This is a genomic window from Micrococcus sp. CH7 (genome assembly GCF_001595485.1).
Lineage (GTDB): Bacteria > Actinomycetota > Actinomycetes > Actinomycetales > Micrococcaceae > Micrococcus > Micrococcus luteus.
Map to the genome: position 1 here is coordinate 45,754 of NZ_LOSQ01000044.1, position 16,598 is coordinate 62,351.

The window sequence follows — 16,598 nt, forward strand, 5'->3', positions numbered from 1 at the left end:
CGGGCACGCTCCTTGTTCCCGGGGACGACGACGGGCCGCCCGGCGCGCAGCGGGCGCACGGGACGGCCCGTCGAAGCAGGGGGGCTCAGCCCTGGGAGGTCTCGGACGGGGCCATCGGCCAGGTCTTGGCCACGAGCGTCAGCACGTCGTACTGGGCGCAGAGCTCGTCCTTCTGGTTGTGGATCCGGCAGTCCCAGGCCACCTCGCCGTACTCGTCGCTCACGCGCGGGGTGATGCGCTTGGCCGTCAGGGTCACGCGGATGGCGTCGTCGTAGGTCACCGGCGTGATGAAGCGCAGGTTCTCCAGGCCGTAGTTGGCCAGCACCGGGCCCGGATCCGGGGCCACGAACAGCCCCGCGGCCCAGGAGACCAGCAGGTAGCCGTGGGCCACCCGGCGCGGGAAGAACGGGTTGGCCATGGCGGCCTCCTCGTCCGTGTGGGCGTAGAACCTGTCCCCGGTCTCCTCCGCGAAGGCGGTGATGTCCTCCAGGGTGACGGTGCGCAGGCCGGAGGCGAACTGGTCGCCCACCGTCAGCTCGGCCAGGGACTTGTAGAACGGGTGCACGGCCGTGCCGGCCTCCACGTCCTCGCGCGTCACCGTGTGGGCCGCGGCGCCCTGATGCCACACGCCGGTGATGGCCGTGAGCATGTCCGGGGAGCCCTGGATCGCCGTGCGCTGCATGTAGTGCTTCACGGCGCGGACCCCGCCGAGCTCCTCGCCGCCGCCGGCGCGGCCGGGGCCGCCGTGGATCAGCACCGGCACGGGGGCGCCGTGACCGGTGGTGGTCGTGGCGGTCTGGCGGTTCAGGACGTGCACGCGGCCGTGGTGGGCGCCGATCCCGGCGGCGAACGCGCGGGCGGTCTCACCGTCGTTCGTGGCGACCGTGGCCACGAGCGAACCCGACCCCAGGGCGGCCAGGGCCACGGCGTCGGCCACGTCCGTGTAGCCGATCACCGAGGTGACCGGGCCGAACGCCTCGACGCTGTGCACCTCGGGGGTGCGCGCGTCCTCGAAGGTGAGCACCGTGGGGGCGAAGAACGCGCCGGACTCGGCGTCGGCGTCGCCGGTCGAGCCCTCGGGGCCGCCGAGGCGGACCTGACCGCCGGCGTCGACCAGGCGCTGCACCGCGCCGCGGACCTCGCCCTGCTGCTCCTTCGAGGCCAGGGCGCCCATCGTGGTGCCCTCGACGCGCGGGTCGCCCAGGACGACCTTCGCGGCCAGGCGCTCGGTGAGGGCGGCGGTCACGGCCTCGACCCGGCCCTGCGGGACGATCACGCGGCGGATGGCGGTGCACTTCTGGCCGGCCTTGACCGTCATCTCCTGGAAGACGACCTTCACGAACGCCTCGAACTCGGGGGACTCCGGGTCCGCGTCCGGGCCGAGGATGGCAGCGTTGAGGGAGTCGGTCTCCGCGGTGAAGCGGACGCCGCCCTCCTGCACGTTCGGGTGCTTCTTCAGCGTGGCCGCGGTGGCGGCGGAGCCGGTGAACGCGACGTGGTCGCGGTAGTCCAGGTGGTCCAGCAGGTCGCGGGCGGAGCCGGAGATCAGCTGGATCGAGCCCTCGGGCAGCACGCCGGACTCGAGCATCAGCTCGACGCACTTCTGCGTGACGTAGCCGGTGGGGGTGGCCGGCTTGACCACGGTGGGAACGCCCGCGACGAAGGCCGGGGCGAACTTCTCCAGCATGCCCCACACGGGGAAGTTGAACGCGTTGATCTGCACGGCCACGCCCGGGATGCGCTGGTAGATGTGCTCGCCGATGAAGGAGCCGTCGCGGGAGAGGGGCTCCACGTCGCCGTCAATGATCACGTTGGAGTTCGGCAGCTCGCGGCGGCCCTTGCCGGAGAACGTGAAGAGGGTGCCGATGCCGCCGTCGACGTCGAAGGCGTGGTCGCGCTGCGTGGCGCCGGTGGCGAAGGAGACGTCGTAGAGCTCCTGGACGCGGGAGTTCAGGTAGAGCGCGAGCTCCTTGAGCTTGAGGGCGCGCTCGTGGATGGTCAGCTCGCCCAGGGCCTGCTGGCCGACGGTGCGCGCGTGCTCGATGGCGGCGGCCGTGTCGAGGCCGTCGGTGGAGACGCCGGTGAGGCGCGCGCCGGTGTTCGCGTCCGTCACGTCGGTGACCTTGGACGGGTGCGACGGCGTCCACCAGCTGCCGGCGACGTAGCTGGGGAGGATCTCCGGGAGGGAGGGGGCGGTGACGGTCACGAGGTCTCCTGGTGTCGGGGGCACGGACGAGTCCCGACCGATCGGTCGGTTATTGGTCCTCACCCTAGCCGAGACGTGGATCACGCGGGAGGGGGAGCCGGGCGGGTGACGTCGTCGTGGAGAGGGCCTGGCGGCGCAAGCCGTGGCGCCCGGGCCCGCAGACACGCCGCTACCGCCAGGACGTAGCGGCGTGTCTGCGGGCCTCGGCGGGGCGTCGTCCACAGATCCCGGCGGACGACGACGGCGGCCCGCCCGGATCGGGCACGCTCGGCCCATGCCCCGCTCGCCCGCGCCCCTGCCTCCGATGCGCTGCGGACTGGACGGCCTCCTCCGCGCTCCGACCGTGTTCTCGACCCCGGCCGCGCGCGAGACGGGGGTGAGCGCGGCCCGGCTGCGGCGCGGGGACGTGGTCTCCCTCGGCTGGGGGCTCTGGGGCCTGCGCGGCGTCGAACCGGACCCCATGGACCATCTGCGGGCACTGCAGGATCTGCACCCCGAGGGCGTGTTCAGCCACGTCACGGCCGCCAGGGTGCTCGGCCTGTGGCTGACCGGGCCGCTCGCCGCCGACCGGTCCGTGCACGTCGCGACCCCGCGCGGCCACGGCACCGCGTCGAGCCGGGCCGGGGTCCGCTCACACCGCCTCCGCGCCGACGCACCGGTGCGGATCGTGGACGGGGTGCGCGTGACCGCACCGGGGTGGATCTTCGTGGACCTCGCCGCGCAGGCCGGGCCGCTCGACCATCTCGTCGCGCTGGGGGACAGCATGGTGCGGACCGCCCCGACGGAGGCCCGCCGCCGTCGGCTGCCGCCCGGGGTGACGGACATGGCCGAGCTGCGCGCCGCCGTCGAGGAACGCGGACGGCTGCGCGGGATCCGTGCGGCCCGGGAGGCGCTAGAGCTCGTGCGCCCCGGGGCCGACTCGCCGCAGGAGAGCCGGCTGCGGGTGCGGCTCGTCCTGGACGGCGTCCCCGAGCCCGCGGTGAACCCGTGCATCCGCCTCGCCACGGGACAGCGGCTCCGCGTCGATCTGGTGTGGGCGGAGGCCAAGGTGGCCGTCGAGTACGACGGCGATCAGCACCGCACGGATCGCCGGCAGTGGCGTGAGGACCGCGAGCGGGACGCGGCCCTGCGCGCGGAGGGGTGGGAGGTGATCCGGGTGACCGCCGACGTGTTCCTGCCGGGGCACTGGGAGCTCTTCGTGCGGCAGCTGCGGGGCCTGGTGGCCGCGCGGACGATGCCGGGCCGAGTGCCGCCGTCGTGGATCTGACCTGTCGAGGCCCGCAGACGCGCCGCTACGGCCTGGCGGTAACGGCGTGTCTGCGGGCCTCGGCGAGAGGGGCGGGAGCCTCGGGCCGGCGTCGGCCCCTGCCCCTCGTCTCCGGACCGGCGTAGAATCGAGCACCGGTCCTCTCGGACCCGACCCACCCCCTCATCCGGAGAGTTCTGCCGCATGCTGCGCACCATGTTCCACGCCAAGATCCACCGGGCCACCGTGACCCAGGCGGACCTGCACTACGTGGGCTCCGTGACCGTGGACCAGGACCTGCTGGACGCCGCGGACATCCTCCCCGGCGAGCTCGTGTCCATCGTGGACGTCACCAACGGCGCGCGACTGGAGACCTACACCATCGCGGGCGAGCGGGGCTCCGGCGTGCTCGGCATCAACGGCGCCGCCGCCCACCTGGTGCATCCGGGGGACATCGTCATCCTCATCGCCTACGGGCAGATGGACGACGACGAGGCCCGCCACTTCCAGCCCAAGGTCGTCCACGTGGACGCGGACAACAGGATCGTGGAGCTCGGCATCGACCCCGCCGACGGCCTCCTCGACGGCCTCTCCCGCCCGCCGCTGTCCCGCGAGTGGAACGAGGCGCAGGCCGAGCTCTGAGCCGGCCTGGGGCGCCGGGCCGTCATGGACGAGCCCTTCGAGCGGGATCAGCGGTCGGCACGGCCTTCGCCCCGAGCGCTCGACGCGCGGAGCGCATCGCGGCCGCGTGGCTGAGGCCCATCGCGGTGCGGGCGCCCGGCACGTGGGACACAGCGCGCATCCACGGCGAGGTCAGCACCACCTCCTGCTCCCACGCCACGACGCAGCGCGGCGCGTGTCCGGCCGGGGCGCCGTCGTCGTGGACGGTGACCCGCACGGTGCCCGTCAGGTCCCCGCTCAGGCGCGCGACCAGAAGGCCGCGGGCACGGTCGTCGATGAGACGCTCCATCGTCAGACGCACCGGCACGAACCCCCGCAGCCGGACGGCGGCGCGGTCGGGGCCCAGGCGACGGGCGCGCGGGACGGCCGGCCACCAGCGTGGGTAGCCGGCCGGGTCGGCGAGCAGGGCCAGCACGGACCGGGCGTCCGCGGGGACGGCCCAGCGGTGGGTGAAGCGGAAGGGGCGGTCGACCGACATCAGGCCCGGCCGAAGGTCTCGGGGTCCACGGGGCGCCGGGTGCGGGGGAGCCAGAGCCGCTGGTCCAGGTGATGGCCGGGCGTGTTCGCCACGGGCAGGGCCGTGCGCAGCAGCGTGGGCTCGTCCATGCCCGCCACGTTAGCCGCGCCCGCCCCGCCCCCGCACTTTCGAACGTGATATCGGGGGAATGGGCGCTTTCGAACGGGAGATAGGGCCTATCTCACGTTCGAAAGCGCTCGCCCCGGGGGCTCAGCGGTAGTCGAAGAAGCCCTTGCCGGACTTCCGGCCGAGCTCGCCGCGGGCCACCATGTCTCGCATGAGCTGCGGCGGGGCGAAGCGCTCACCCAGCTGGGACTCGAGGTACTCCGCGATGCCCAGGCGCACGTCCAGGCCCACGATGTCGGTCAGGGCCAGCGGGCCGACCGGGAACTTGTAGCCGAGCACCATGGCGGCGTCGATGTCCTCGGGGGAGGCCACGCCCTCCTCGACCATGCGGATGGCCTCGAGCGCGATCGCCACGCCCAGGCGCGACGAGGCGAAGCCCGGGGCGTTCTTGACGACGACGGGGGTCTTGCCGAGCCCGCGGACCCACTCGGTGGACAGGGCCTGGAGCTCCGCACCGGTCTGCTCGCCGATCACGACCTCCACGAGCTTCGAGGCGGGCACCGGGTTGAAGTAGTGCAGGCCGCAGAAGCGCTCGGGGTGCTGCAGGTGCGTGGCGATCTCGTCGATGGACAGGGAGGAGGTGTTGCTGGCCAGCCAGGCGTCCTCGCGCAGGTGGGCCTCGACGTCGGTGAGCGCCTCGATCTTCACCTGCATGTCCTCGAACACGGCCTCGACCACGAGGTCGCAGCGGGCGAAGTCGGCGCGGTCCACGGAGACGGTCAGGCGCTGCGCCCACTCGTCCAGGTCGCCGTCGATCTTGCCGCGCTCGAGGGAGGCGGCCAGGTCGGCCTCGATGCGCCCCTTGGCGGCCTCGGCCGACTGCGGGTCGCGCTCGACGACGACCACCTCGGACGAGCCGGAGACGAGGAACGCGTGGGCGATGCCGCCACCCATCCGGCCGCCGCCGAGGACGCCGACGACGGCGGGCACGGAGGACGGCGCGGTATCAGGGGTGTGCTGCTGATCGGTCATGTCAGTCCTCACTTCTTCTTGCGGTCCAGGAACGCCTGCATGCGCTCGAACTTGGCCTCGGACTCGAACAGGATGGCCTGCGCGATCTCGTCCACGTGGGGGTGGGCCTCGCGAGGGAGGTGGAAGACGCGCTTGGACAGCCGCACCGCCAGCGGGTCCTGCTGCGCGATGCGGTCGGCGAGGGCGTCGGCGGCGTCGAGGAGGGCGTCCGGCTCGTGCAGCTCGGTGACGAGCTTGAGCTCGAGGGCCTCCTGCGCGTCCAGGATCCGTCCGGCGAGCAGCAGCTCGAGGGCCACCGGCTCACCCACCAGCTCCTTGAGCCGCCACTGGGCGCCCGCAGCGGCGGTGATCCCCAGGCTCGTCTCGGGCTGGCCCATCTTCAGCGCCGGGGTGGCGATGCGGAAGTCGGCCGCGTAGGCCAGTTCCGCGCCGCCGCCCAGGGCGAAGCCGTCGATCGCCGCGATCACGGGCATGGGCAGCCGGTGGATGCGGTCGAAGACCTGCGAGTTCACGCCGCGCAGGGCGTCGTCGCGGCGGCGCTCGCGCAGCTGTCCGATGTCCGCGCCGGAGGCGAAGATGCCGGAGAACGTCCCCGGCTCGCGCGTCGACTCCACCTGCGTGCCCGAGATGATCAGGATCTTCGGCTCGCGTTCGAGGTGGGTGCAGAGCTCGTGGAACTCGTCGACCATGGTCTGGTCGATCGCGTTGCGCACGCCCGGGCGGTCCATGCGCGCGTGGACGCGGTCCTCGCGCTCCTCGACGCGCAGTGCCGTGAAGTGGCTGAAGCCGGTCATCTGCTCAGACCCTCTCGACGAGCATCGCGGAGCCCTGGCCCACGCCCACGCACATCGTGGCCAGGCCCCTGTCCGCGCCCTCACGCTCCATCCGACCGAGCAGCGTGACCACGAGACGCGACCCCGAGGAGCCCAGCGGATGGCCCAGGGCGATCGCGCCGCCGTCGGCGTTGACGGTCTCCGGGTCCAGGCCGAGGCGCCGCATCGAGGCCAGGGACTGGGTGGCGAAGGCCTCGTTGAGCTCGACGGCGCCCAGGTCCGCCACGGACCAGCCGGAGCGCGCGAGGGCCTTCTCGGTGGCCGGGACGGGGCCCAGGCCCATGATCTCGGGGGCCAGGCCCGCCGAGGTGAACTCCACGACGCGGGCGCGCGGGGTCAGGCCGTACTTCTGCGCGGCCCGCTCGGAGACGACGAGGATCGCCGAGGCGCCGTCGTTGAGGGAGGAGGAGTTGCCGGCGGTGACCACGCCGTCCTTCTTGATGATCGGGCGCAGGCCGGCGAGCACCTCGGGGGTGGAGCCGGGACGGGGGCCCTCGTCCGTGTCCACGATCGTCTCGGCGCCCTTGCGGCCCGTGACGACGACGGGCACGATCTCGTCCGCGAAGCGGCCGGCCTCGATGGCGGCCAGCGCACGCTCGTGCGAGCGGGCGGCGAAGGCGTCGGCGTTCTCGCGGGTGATGCCGTCCACCTCGCCGACCTCCTCGGCGGTCTCCGGCATGGAGAAGGTGAACTTCTCCCCGAACTCGCCGTCCGCGAAGCGCGGGTTCACGAAGCGCCAGCCGATCGCGGTGTCGAAGGCCGCGCCGGGCTTGGCGAACGCCGTCGTCGGCTTCTCCATCACCCAGGGGGCGCGGGACATCGACTCCACGCCTCCGGCCACGACGACGTCGGCCATCCCGGAGCGCACCATCGCGGTGGCGATGCCGATCGCGGACATGCCCGAGGCGCAGAGGCGGTTCACGGTGATGCCCGGGACGGTGTCCGGGAAGCCGGCCAGCAGCCAGGCCATGCGGGCGACGTTGCGGTTCTCCTCGCCGGCGCCGTTGGCGTTGCCGAGGATGACGTCGTCCACGACCGACGGGTCGATGCCGGCGTCCTCGATCACGGCCTTGATGGTCAGGGCGGCGAGGTCGTCGGGGCGGACGGAGGAGAGGGCGCCGCCGTACTTGCCGACGGGCGTGCGGCGACCGCCGACGAGCAGGGCCTGGGACTGTGCGGACATGGAGACTCCTTGAGTGACCGACGACGAGGCGGGCGCGGCGAATTACCGACCGTGCGTTCAGGTTCAGTATCCCGGGCCGGTGTGACGGGGGTCAACTGCGGGGGCGGGGTGTGACGGGGCGGAGACGGGGCCGGGCGGCCGCGCCGAGGCCACGTCGATCAGCGTCTGACCCGGCGCACCCCGCACGGAGGCCCGCAGACGCGCCGTTTCGTCCCCGACGTGGCGGCGTGTCTGCGGGCCTCGGCGCCGGCCCGGTCCGGCCCGCGCACCGCACGACGACGGCGCGCCCTTCCGGAGGAGGGCGCGCCGTCGTCGTGGGGTGGGGACGGGCGAAGCCCGTCAGGCGGCCCGGATCAGGCCGGGACCACCGGGTGGGAGCGGGTGGCGACGACCTGCTCGTCGTGCAGCTCGCGGTCCTGGATGCCCTTGGGGACGAACAGGACGGCGATGAGCGAGATCGCGGAGATCACGATGATGTACCAGGCCACGTTCTCCCAGCCGGTCTTCACGAGCTGGTCGGCGAGCAGCGGGGCGAAGGCGCCGCCGATGATGGTGCCGAGCGCGTAGCCGATGGAGACGCCGGAGAAGCGGACGCGGGCCGGGAACATCTCGGCGTACATCGCCGACTGCGGACCGTAGGACGGACCCAGGCCGAGGGTCAGGACGAACAGGCCCAGCGAGAACAGCGGCAGAGACGCGGTGTTCAGCAGCCCGAACAGCGGGAAGGCCCAGACGATCAGGAACCCGTAGCCGAGGACGAAGGTCAGCTTGCGGCCGATCTTGTCCGAGACCCAGCCGCCGAGCAGGGTGAAGATGAACCAGCCGACGCCGCCGACGAGGCTCGCGATGAGCACCTCGGAGGAGGTCATGCCCAGGCCCTTCGGACCGCCGTACTTCGAGAACCACGCGATGAGCAGGTAGCCGACGCCATTGTTCGCGGCGAAGATCACGGCGGCGAGGATGACCTCCTTGGTGTGGTGCCGGAAGAGCTCGCCCAGCGGGGCGGACTCGTCCACCTTGAGCTGCTGCATCTCCTTGAAGACCGGGGACTCCTCGACGGCCTTGCGGATCAGGTAGCCGACGACGATGAGCACCACGGAGATCAGGAACGGGATGCGCCAGCCCCAGGTGAGGAACTGCTCCTCGGACATGGTGGAGCGCACGATGAACAGCACACCGGTGGCCAGGATCATGCCCAGCGGCACGCCGATCTGCGGGGCGGAGCCGAACAGGCCGCGCTTGCCGTGGGGGGCGTGCTCCACGGACAGTAGCGCCGCGCCGCCCCACTCGCCGCCGGCGGACAGGCCCTGCAGCAGGCGCAGCACGACGAGCAGGATCGGGGCCCACACACCGATCTGGGCGTAGGTGGGCAGCAGGCCGATGAGGGTGGTGGCCAGGCCCATGCCGATCAGCGTGAGGGAAAGGACGAACTTGCGGCCGAAGCGGTCGCCGAGGTGGCCGGCGACGATCGCGCCGAGCGGGCGGATGAGGAAGGAGATGCCGAGGGTGGCCCACGCGGCGATCTGGGAGCCGCTCTCGCCCATCGGCTGGAAGAAGAGGGCGGCGAAGACGAGTGCGGTGGCCTGGGCGAAGATGAAGAAGTCGTACCACTCGATGGTGGTGCCGACGACGGTGCCGGCGATGACCTTGCGCTCCTCGCGGCGATCGCGCGCGGGGGCGGTCGCCGCGGGGGATGCGACGGTGTGGCTCATGGGTGCTCCTGGGATGCGGTGCGGCGGCCGACCGTGAGACGGCGGCGGGACGGTGTGGCACCCGACCGATCGGTCGGGAAGTGACACCCGTCACCGTATACGATCCCATGTGACTTACGCCACGATCCAGGCTGATGACGGGAATGTGACGCGGCGTAGCCGGGACGACGACGGCGCCGCGCCCCTCGTGCGAAGGGTGCGGCGCCGTCGTCGGTGGCGGGGTGCGGCGGCTCAGCCGCGGCCGGTGAACTCCGGCTTCCGCTTCTCCTGGAAGGCATGGAAGCCCTCGGCGTAGTCGGCGGTGCCGCAGAGCTCGCCCTGGGCGATGTTCTCCGCGTCGAGGGACTCCCACAGGCCCACGCGCCGGTCGCGGACCTGGGCCACGAGCTCCTTCGACGCGCGGAACGCGAGGGTCGCGCCGGAGGCCACCTGGGCGACCTTCGCACGGGTGAACTCGAGCAGCTCGTCCGCGGGCAGGGCCCGGGAGAACAGCCCGGCCTGGACGGCCTCGACGCCCGAGAGGAGCTCGGCCGTGTAGATCAGGTCCAGGGTGCGGTGCGCGCCCAGGCGCTCGGTGAACAGCCAGTGGCCGCCGGAGTCCAGGGTGGCCCCGAGGTTCGCGAACGGCGAGCCGATCTTCGCGTCCTCGGCCACGTACACCACGTCCGTGGCGATCGCGAGGCCCAGGCCCACACCCAGGCAGGCGCCCTGCACCGCCGCGAAGGTGGGGACCGGGATCGCGGACATGGCCCGCAGCACCGGGGTGACCCTGTCCCGCAGGTAGGCGGTGGCGTCGTCCTCGGCCGGGACCACGGCGGAGATGTCGCGGCCCGCGCAGAAGCCGCGGCCCTCGCCGCGCAGCAGCACGGCCCGGACCTCGCCGGACTCGACGCCGGCGGCGGCCCGCTCGTAGGCGGCCTGGAGTTCGGCCAGCGCGGCCTCGTCCAGGGCGTTCATCCTCTGGGGGGCGTCCAGCACGATCTCGGCGACGCCGTTCTCGACGGTGATCTCGATCATCGGGGGCTCCTTCGGTCTCGTGGGCGGGCGCTCAGGCGTCGAAGTCCAGCGTGATCGAGTCGGAGGTCGGGCGGGTCTGGCACGTGAGCACGTAGCCCTTCTCCACCTCGTCCTTCTCGAGCGCATAGTTCTCGTCCATCTCGTACGCGCCGTCGACGACCTTGGCGCGGCAGGTGCCGCACACGCCGCCGGCGCACGCGAAGGGCACGTCCGAGCGGACGCGCAGCGCCGCGTTGAGGACGGTCTCGTGGGCGGACTTGGGGGACTCGACCTTGGCGGTGAGGCCGTCGAGGTTGAACTCGATGGTCACGTTGTCGCCCTTCGGGTCCACCTCGACGACACGTCCGGAGTGGCCCTGCGGGTTCTCCGGACGGCCGGTGGTGAACAGCTCGAAGCGCACGTCGTCCTCGGACACGCCGCGGGCGGCGAGCGTCTCACGCGTGAGCTGCACGAGCTCGAACGGGCCGCAGAGGAACCACTCGTCGGTGCCCTCCACGTCGATCACGCGGTCCAGGAGGGTGGTGAGCTTGTCCTCGTCGATGCGGCCGGAGAGCAGCGGGGACACGCGCTGCTCGCGGGAGAGCACGTGGTGCACCGTGAACCGGGCCGGGTACTTGTCCTTGAGGTCGCCGATCTCCTCGGCGAACATCACGTCCATGGCGGAGCGGTTCGCGTAGACCAGGTCGAAGCGCGAGGTCTCGGAGGCCGCGAGCACGGCCTTGGCGATCGCCATGATCGGGGTGATGCCCGAGCCGGCCGCGAACGCCACCAGGTGCGTGTCCTTCTTCTCCGCGACCTTCTCCGCCGCCACCTTCTGGGCGTCGTTGAGAGAGGTGACGTGCGTGCGGGACGTGAACGCGCCCTGCGGGTTCATCACGTCGATCTTCTCGCCGACCTCGAGGCTCTCGTTGGCCCACGTGGAGAACTTGCCGCCGATGTCCTTCTTCACGGCCACGCGGATCTCGCCGCGCTTCGGGACGGCGCAGATCGAGTAGGAGCGGCGCACCTCGGCGCCGTCGAGCTCCTTGCGCAGGGCCACGTACTGGCCCGGCACGTAGTCGTAGTCGTCGGCGAGCTCCTCGGGCACCGCGAAGGTGATCTCCACGGAGTCGTCGGTCAGGCGGCGCAGCTCGGACACCTCGAGGGTGTTGAACGTGGCGCGGCGCTTGCCGGTGGTGGGGACGTCGGTGGTCTCGGTCATCAGTGCACCTTGAAGTAGTCGAAGGGCTCGAGGCACTCCCGGCAGGTGTAGAGGGCCTTGCAGGAGGTGGAGCCGAAGCGGGTGATCTCGCGGGTGTTCAGGGAGTGGCAGCGCGGGCACTTCACGGCCATGCCGATCCTGACCGGGCCGTCCGTGGTGCGCGCGACGGGCGGGGCGATGCCGTACTCGTTGAGCTTGGCCTTGCCCTCGTCCGTCATCCAGTCCGTGGTCCACGCCGGCTGGAGCACCAGGCGCACCTCGGCGTCGGGGAACCCGGCGCGCTCGAGCGCGCGGCTGACGTCCGTGGTGATGGTGTCCATGGCGGGACAGCCGGAATAGGTGGGCGTGATGACGACGACGGCCCTCTCGCCATCGGCCCGTGCCTCCCGGAGGATCCCGAGGTCCGCGATGGACAGCACGGGGATCTCCGGGTCGTGCACGGTGGAGGCCGCATCCCAGACCCGCGCGTCGGCGGGATCGGCGGGGCGCAGCTCGCTGGCGGTGGTCACCAGGTCGCTCCCGGGTGACGGCGCGCCAGGGACTGCATCTCCGCGAGGATGTACCCGCGGTACTCGCTCATGGCACCGGAACGGTCGCCGCCGCGGGCGGTGCCCGTCGTCGGGACGGTCAGGCCGGCCTCCTCGATGGCCGCGCGGATGCGGGTCATCGTCGGCTCCTCGAGCGAGGACGGCAGCACGGCGACGCCCTGCTCGGCGAGGGCGCGGACGACGTCGTCGTCGTGGAAGAGCTCGGCCACGTAGGGCCACAGCTCGTCCAGGCCGCGCTGCATGCGGCGCTTCGACTCCTCGGTGCCCAGGCCCAGGCGCTGCAGCCACAGGGCGGCGTGGTCCTGGTGGTACAGGACCTCCTTGAGGGCCTTGTCCGCGATGGCGGCGAGCGTGGGGTCGGCCGACTCGCGCAGGCGGGTGTACAGCTCGTACGAGTAGAACGAGTAGTACAGCTGGCGGGCGATCGTCTTGGCGAAGTCGCCGTTCTCGGCCTCCACGAGGCGGACGGAGCGGAACTCCTCCTCGTCGCGGAAGTACGCGAGCTCGTCCTCGGTCTTGCCCCACGCGGTGCCGGCGTAGGAGAGGAGGAAGCGGGCGTGGCCCACGAGGTCCAGGGCGATGTTGCCCAGGGCGATGTCCTCCTCGAGCTCCGGGGCGCGCGAGATCCACCAGGACAGGCGCTGGCCGAGCATCAGGGCGTCGTCACCGAGGGCGAGGGCGTAGCGGGCGACGTCGTCGCTCGCCTTCTGCTCGCCGGCCGCGATCTCCTCGGCGGTGATGGCCACGCCGGCGGAGTGCCTCGTGGCGGAGTCGTTGGTCGCGAAGCTCACAGGTGCGGCACCCCCTCGGACTGCTGGTAGTAGGTGGCGTGACGGTAGGACTTGCCCTGCGCGGACTCGAAGAAGCCGCCCTTGGAGTCCGGGTCGGAGGCCGCGATGGCCTCGGCCGGGACGACCCACACGGAGGTGCCCTCGTTGCGGCGGGTGTACAGGTCACGCGCGTTGCGCAGCGCCAGGGTGGCGTCCGGGGCGTGCAGCGAGCCGGCGTGCACGTGGGAGAGGCCGCGGTTGGCGCGGACGAAGACCTCCCACAGGGGCCAGGCGTGGGAGGCGGCGGTGGTCTCGCTCATGGGTCAGGCTCCGATCAGGTGGGTCTCGGCCGGCGCGTTCTGCTCGGCCTGGCGGCGGGCGTAGGCGGCGGCGGCCTCGCGGACCCAGGCGCCGTCCTCGTGGGCCTGGATGCGGCGGGCCATGCGCTGGGTGTTCATGGGGCCGTCGCCCTTGATCACGGACATGAACTCGTCCCAGTCCAGCTCGCCGAAGTCGTAGTGGCCGCGCTCCTCGTTCCACTTCAGGTCCGGGTCCGGCAGGGTGAGGCCGAGGGCCTCGGCCTGCGGGACGATCATGTCCACGAAGCGCTGGCGCAGGTCGTCGTTGGAGAAGCGCTTGACCTTCCACGCCATGGACTGGCGGGAGTTGGGGGAGTCCTCGTCCGGCGGGCCGAACATCTGCAGGGCCGGGCCGTAGAAGCGGTTCACGGCGTCCTGGGCCATCTGCTTCTGCTCCGGGGTGCCGTGCGAGAGCTCGTAGAGGATCTCCCAGCCCTGGCGCTGGTGGAACGACTCCTCCTTGCAGATGCGCACCATCGCGCGGCCGTACGGGCCGTAGGAGGCGCGGCACAGCGGCACCTGGTTGCAGATCGCGGCGCCGTCGACGAGCCAGCCGATCGCGCCCATGTCCGCCCAGGTGCGGGCCGGGTAGTTGAAGATCGAGGAGTACTTCGCGCGGCCGGAGAGCAGCTGCTCGTTCAGCTCGTCCCGCGGGGTGCCGAGGGTCTCGGCGGCGGAGTACAGGTACAGGCCGTGGCCGGCCTCGTCCTGGACCTTGGCCATGAGGATCGCCTTGCGCTTCAGGGAGGGGGCGCGGGTGATCCAGTTGGCCTCCGGCTGCATGCCGATGATCTCGGAGTGCGCGTGCTGGGAGACCTGGCGGGTCAGGGACTTGCGGTACGCCTCGGGCATCCAGTCGCGGGGCTCGATGCGCGAGTCCTCCGCGATCAGGCGATCGAAGTTCTCCTGGCCGGCCGCATCCTCGGGGGACGGGACGGAGGCCAGGTGCTGGGGGGAGCTGGTCTGCGTCATGGGGATCACCTCACGCTGAGTGCGGGCTGGTTCCGTGGTCAGGGCGCACCGGGGCGCACCGAATTACTGACCGCTCGTTCAGGATAGGCCAGGGTGTGACCTCGGTCAACACGCCGGGGCATGCGGGGCCCGGGTGCGATGCGGCCGTCGGGACGGTGCGGGACGGTTCTCTCCTGCACAGGCGTCCCGACGGCGTCCCCCATCCCCGGATCGTCCCTCGCCGCGGTCGCGGGACCCGGGTCCTCCCTACGGTGGCCGCATGTCACCCCTCATCGGACCTCAGCAGATCGCCACGGCCCTGCGGGCCGTCGGACTCGACGACGACGCCGCCCGCCTGGCCGCGTGGGCCGACCCCGCCCGGCGCGAGCGGGAGGCCGCCGAGCAGGCCCTCGCCGACCTCGCCGCGGCCCAGACGCAGCTGCGCACGGCGCTGGGCGGGCTGGTCAGCGCCGCCACGGACGTGCGCTCGGCGATGCACACGGCATGGCGCGGGGAGGCCGCCGGCGCCTATGGGGAGGCCGTCCGGCGGGCGGCGACCCTGGCGGCGGAGCTCGAACGGGAGGCCGGGGAGTGGCTCGCCCTGCGGGCCACCGCCGAGCGGGACGCCGAGGACGCGCGCCGGAACGCGGAGGCCCGGCAGCGGGCGGCCGAGGAGACCGCGCTGGCCGTCCTGCGCTCGCTGGCGGTGGCGGCATGACCGGCGGGCGGGGTGCGAGCCCGGGGGCGGTGGCCTTCAGCACGCACGGCGGCCCGGGCTCGATCTACGCGGAGGCCGAGGAGATGCGCGTCGTGGCCGGCCGGCACGAGCACGCCGCCGAAGAGGCGGCCGGAGCCTCGTGGCAGGTCGACGCGGCCGCCTTCGGGCTGGGCCGGTCGGCCGCGTGGCTCGCCTCCGCCGCCCTGCTGCAGGACCGGCTGGCGGAGGCGGTCGGCCGGGTGCGGAGCCTGTCGGAGCAGTGCGCCGAGCTGCACCGTGACCTGCTCTCCGCGGCGGCCCGCTACGAGGAGGCCGAGCGCGCGGCGGCCGGCATCATGGCCGCCGAGGACGCCTCCCTGGAGGAGCTGCCGGCGCTGCTCTGGCGGGACGGCCATGACGGCCTCACCACCCGCGAGGCGGAGCGGCTCGTGCAGGACGTCGTCCAGGCGGTGCCCGAGGCCATCGTGGCCGCCATGCTCGCGGCCGCCGGGTTCCCCCTGCTCGCGGCGCTGGCGCGGATCGACGTGAAGATGCTGACGAGGGCGCAGAAGCGCGTGCTGAAGCGGCCCGTCTCCTCCGCGGCGAAGAAGGGGACGGATGCCGCGTCGGACCTCACCGAGGCGCTGCGGGTCTCCCCGGACGAGGCATGGACCGTGGCGGCGGACGCCCTGACCCTCGCCGGTGCGGCGCCCCGGGGCGCGGTGACCCCGCACGGGGCGCCGCAGGACCGGCCGACGGCGCCCGCCCTGCTGGACGGCTCGGCCACGGGGCTGGCCTCGCTCATCCCGCGTGAGGAGGGGGACGGGGACCTCACGGTCACGGAGGTGGTGCGAGAGAACGGGAGCCGCGCCTGGGTGGTGGGCCTGCCGGGCACCCGCGGCGGCCTGATCCCGGATCCCGAGTCGACCGACCCGTGGGACGCCGGCGGGCTGCTGGACGCCCTCGGCTCCGAGTCCGAGGTCACGGCCCCGGCGGTGCGGGCGGCGCTCGAGGCGGCCGGCGTCCCGCACGGCGCCCCGCTCGTCCTGGCCGGCTACTCCCAGGGCGGGGTGCACGCCGTCAACCTGGCCGGGCGCGAGGACTTCACGTCCGTGTACCCCGTGGCCGGCGTCATGACGGTCGCGGCACCGTCCGGCAACGCGGTGGAGACCGGACGGACCGAGGTGCTGGAGTTCTCCTCGGACGGGGACCTGGCCGTCGCCGCGGACGGGGCGCCCGCCCCCGTCTCGGCGCGCCGGGCCGAGGTGGTCTTCCACCCGGCCGGACACGGGTGGGATGCGCCCGGGGGTGGCTTCCGGCCCACGTCTCCGCTGGCGGCCGAGGACGACCTGGGCGCCGCCCACGCCTTCGACGCCCAGGTGGACCTGATCCGGCAGTTCGAGACCGCCGAGCCCGCATCCCGGGCGGAGGTCGCCGGGCTCTCCGCCGCGTTGGCCGGGCTGACCGCCGGCACCGTGGCCTCGAGCCGGGCGGTGCGCCTGCGCCGCACGCCGCCCGAGCGGGACCACCTGCCCCCGGGATCCCGGTGAGCGCACCGGCGGGGGGCGCCCGCCACCTG

General features: G+C 72.9%; 17 protein-coding genes. 4 read left to right on the top strand and 13 right to left on the bottom strand.

Annotated elements, in window-relative coordinates:
- Positions 1-85: 85 nt before the first annotated feature.
- Complete coding sequence (gene paaZ / locus AUV08_RS10690; RefSeq protein WP_061866832.1) at positions 86-2,206, bottom strand: phenylacetic acid degradation bifunctional protein PaaZ; 2,121 nt, start codon at positions 2,204-2,206, stop codon at positions 86-88.
- Positions 2,207-2,480: 274 nt separating this feature from the next.
- On the opposite strand from paaZ, the gene AUV08_RS10695 reads away from it, so the two are divergent.
- Positions 2,481-3,473, top strand: a complete 993-nt coding sequence (locus tag AUV08_RS10695) for a DUF559 domain-containing protein (RefSeq protein ID WP_061866833.1) — start codon at positions 2,481-2,483, stop codon at positions 3,471-3,473.
- Positions 3,474-3,656: 183 nt separating this feature from the next.
- Positions 3,657-4,094, top strand: a complete 438-nt coding sequence (gene panD, locus AUV08_RS10700; protein ID WP_010080090.1) for an aspartate 1-decarboxylase — start codon at positions 3,657-3,659, stop codon at positions 4,092-4,094.
- Between the two features lie 22 nt (positions 4,095-4,116).
- Here panD and AUV08_RS10705 read toward each other — a convergent pair whose 3' ends face one another.
- The 12 genes from AUV08_RS10705 to paaA form a co-directional block, all read right to left on the bottom strand.
- The gene (locus AUV08_RS10705) at positions 4,117-4,611 is read right to left on the bottom strand and encodes an SRPBCC family protein (RefSeq protein WP_061866834.1); all 495 of its coding nucleotides are present in this window, start codon (positions 4,609-4,611) and stop codon (positions 4,117-4,119) included.
- Positions 4,611-4,739, bottom strand: coding sequence for a hypothetical protein (locus AUV08_RS12330; protein WP_255354980.1), 129 nt, complete (start codon positions 4,737-4,739; stop codon positions 4,611-4,613). The genes AUV08_RS10705 and AUV08_RS12330 overlap by 1 nt, the downstream gene beginning before the upstream one ends.
- Positions 4,740-4,860: 121 nt before the next feature.
- On the bottom strand, positions 4,861-5,748 hold the full coding sequence (locus AUV08_RS10710; RefSeq protein WP_061866835.1) for a 3-hydroxyacyl-CoA dehydrogenase family protein: 888 nt from the start codon (positions 5,746-5,748) through the stop codon (positions 4,861-4,863).
- An 8-nt stretch (positions 5,749-5,756) separates the two neighbouring features.
- A complete protein-coding gene (locus tag AUV08_RS10715; RefSeq protein ID WP_061866836.1) occupies positions 5,757-6,542 on the bottom strand; it encodes an enoyl-CoA hydratase/isomerase family protein in 786 nt (261 codons plus the stop codon).
- 4 nt (positions 6,543-6,546) lie between these two features.
- Positions 6,547-7,764 (bottom strand): thiolase family protein, encoded by a 1,218-nt coding sequence (locus AUV08_RS10720; protein ID WP_060973845.1) that lies wholly within the window; start codon positions 7,762-7,764, stop codon positions 6,547-6,549.
- Between the two features lie 353 nt (positions 7,765-8,117).
- Positions 8,118-9,476, bottom strand: coding sequence for an MFS transporter (locus AUV08_RS10725; protein ID WP_061866837.1), 1,359 nt, complete (start codon positions 9,474-9,476; stop codon positions 8,118-8,120).
- 231 nt (positions 9,477-9,707) lie between these two features.
- Positions 9,708-10,493 (bottom strand): enoyl-CoA hydratase/isomerase family protein, encoded by a 786-nt coding sequence (locus AUV08_RS10730; protein WP_061866838.1) that lies wholly within the window; start codon positions 10,491-10,493, stop codon positions 9,708-9,710.
- 31 nt (positions 10,494-10,524) lie between these two features.
- The gene (gene paaE / locus AUV08_RS10735) at positions 10,525-11,694 is read right to left on the bottom strand and encodes a 1,2-phenylacetyl-CoA epoxidase subunit PaaE (protein ID WP_061866839.1); all 1,170 of its coding nucleotides are present in this window, start codon (positions 11,692-11,694) and stop codon (positions 10,525-10,527) included.
- Positions 11,694-12,203, bottom strand: coding sequence for a 1,2-phenylacetyl-CoA epoxidase subunit PaaD (gene paaD, locus AUV08_RS10740; protein ID WP_061866840.1), 510 nt, complete (start codon positions 12,201-12,203; stop codon positions 11,694-11,696). Before paaD ends, paaE begins: the two co-directional genes overlap by 1 nt.
- Positions 12,200-13,033: a 1,2-phenylacetyl-CoA epoxidase subunit PaaC gene (paaC, locus tag AUV08_RS10745; RefSeq protein WP_041102600.1), complete on the bottom strand. Its 834-nt coding sequence runs from the start codon at positions 13,031-13,033 to the stop codon at positions 12,200-12,202. The genes paaD and paaC overlap by 4 nt, the downstream gene beginning before the upstream one ends.
- The gene (gene paaB / locus AUV08_RS10750; RefSeq protein ID WP_020624884.1) at positions 13,030-13,332 is read right to left on the bottom strand and encodes a 1,2-phenylacetyl-CoA epoxidase subunit PaaB; all 303 of its coding nucleotides are present in this window, start codon (positions 13,330-13,332) and stop codon (positions 13,030-13,032) included. The genes paaC and paaB overlap by 4 nt, the downstream gene beginning before the upstream one ends.
- A gap of 3 nt (positions 13,333-13,335) precedes the next feature.
- Positions 13,336-14,343, bottom strand: a complete 1,008-nt coding sequence (gene paaA / locus AUV08_RS10755; RefSeq protein ID WP_041102601.1) for a 1,2-phenylacetyl-CoA epoxidase subunit PaaA — start codon at positions 14,341-14,343, stop codon at positions 13,336-13,338.
- Positions 14,344-14,602: 259 nt separating this feature from the next.
- Here paaA and AUV08_RS10760 point away from each other — a divergent pair, with 259 nt between their 5' ends.
- Both AUV08_RS10760 and AUV08_RS10765 read left to right on the top strand, forming a co-directional pair.
- Positions 14,603-15,040: a hypothetical protein gene (locus AUV08_RS10760; RefSeq protein ID WP_041102602.1), complete on the top strand. Its 438-nt coding sequence runs from the start codon at positions 14,603-14,605 to the stop codon at positions 15,038-15,040.
- Positions 15,041-15,069: 29 nt separating this feature from the next.
- Positions 15,070-16,569 (top strand): hypothetical protein, encoded by a 1,500-nt coding sequence (locus tag AUV08_RS10765; protein WP_223247474.1) that lies wholly within the window; start codon positions 15,070-15,072, stop codon positions 16,567-16,569.
- Positions 16,570-16,598 lie beyond the last annotated feature (29 nt).

Excerpts from the sequence above, each read along its gene's own strand:
- AUV08_RS10720 (WP_060973845.1), bottom strand. The coding sequence starts at position 7,764 with ATGTCCGCACAGTCCCAGGCCCTGCTCGTCGGCGGTCGCCGCACGCCC.
- panD (WP_010080090.1), top strand. The coding sequence starts at position 3,657 with ATGCTGCGCACCATGTTCCACGCCAAGATCCACCGGGCCACCGTGACC.
- paaA (WP_041102601.1), bottom strand. The coding sequence starts at position 14,343 with ATGACGCAGACCAGCTCCCCCCAGCACCTGGCCTCCGTCCCGTCCCCC.
- paaE (WP_061866839.1), bottom strand. The coding sequence starts at position 11,694 with ATGACCGAGACCACCGACGTCCCCACCACCGGCAAGCGCCGCGCCACG.
- AUV08_RS12330 (WP_255354980.1), bottom strand. The coding sequence starts at position 4,739 with ATGGACGAGCCCACGCTGCTGCGCACGGCCCTGCCCGTGGCGAACACG.
- AUV08_RS10730 (WP_061866838.1), bottom strand. The coding sequence starts at position 10,493 with ATGATCGAGATCACCGTCGAGAACGGCGTCGCCGAGATCGTGCTGGAC.
- AUV08_RS10715 (WP_061866836.1), bottom strand. The coding sequence starts at position 6,542 with ATGACCGGCTTCAGCCACTTCACGGCACTGCGCGTCGAGGAGCGCGAG.
- paaB (WP_020624884.1), bottom strand. The coding sequence starts at position 13,332 with ATGAGCGAGACCACCGCCGCCTCCCACGCCTGGCCCCTGTGGGAGGTC.
- AUV08_RS10725 (WP_061866837.1), bottom strand. The coding sequence starts at position 9,476 with ATGAGCCACACCGTCGCATCCCCCGCGGCGACCGCCCCCGCGCGCGAT.
- AUV08_RS10760 (WP_041102602.1), top strand. The coding sequence starts at position 14,603 with ATGTCACCCCTCATCGGACCTCAGCAGATCGCCACGGCCCTGCGGGCC.
- AUV08_RS10695 (WP_061866833.1), top strand. The coding sequence starts at position 2,481 with ATGCCCCGCTCGCCCGCGCCCCTGCCTCCGATGCGCTGCGGACTGGAC.
- AUV08_RS10705 (WP_061866834.1), bottom strand. The coding sequence starts at position 4,611 with ATGTCGGTCGACCGCCCCTTCCGCTTCACCCACCGCTGGGCCGTCCCC.
- AUV08_RS10710 (WP_061866835.1), bottom strand. The coding sequence starts at position 5,748 with ATGACCGATCAGCAGCACACCCCTGATACCGCGCCGTCCTCCGTGCCC.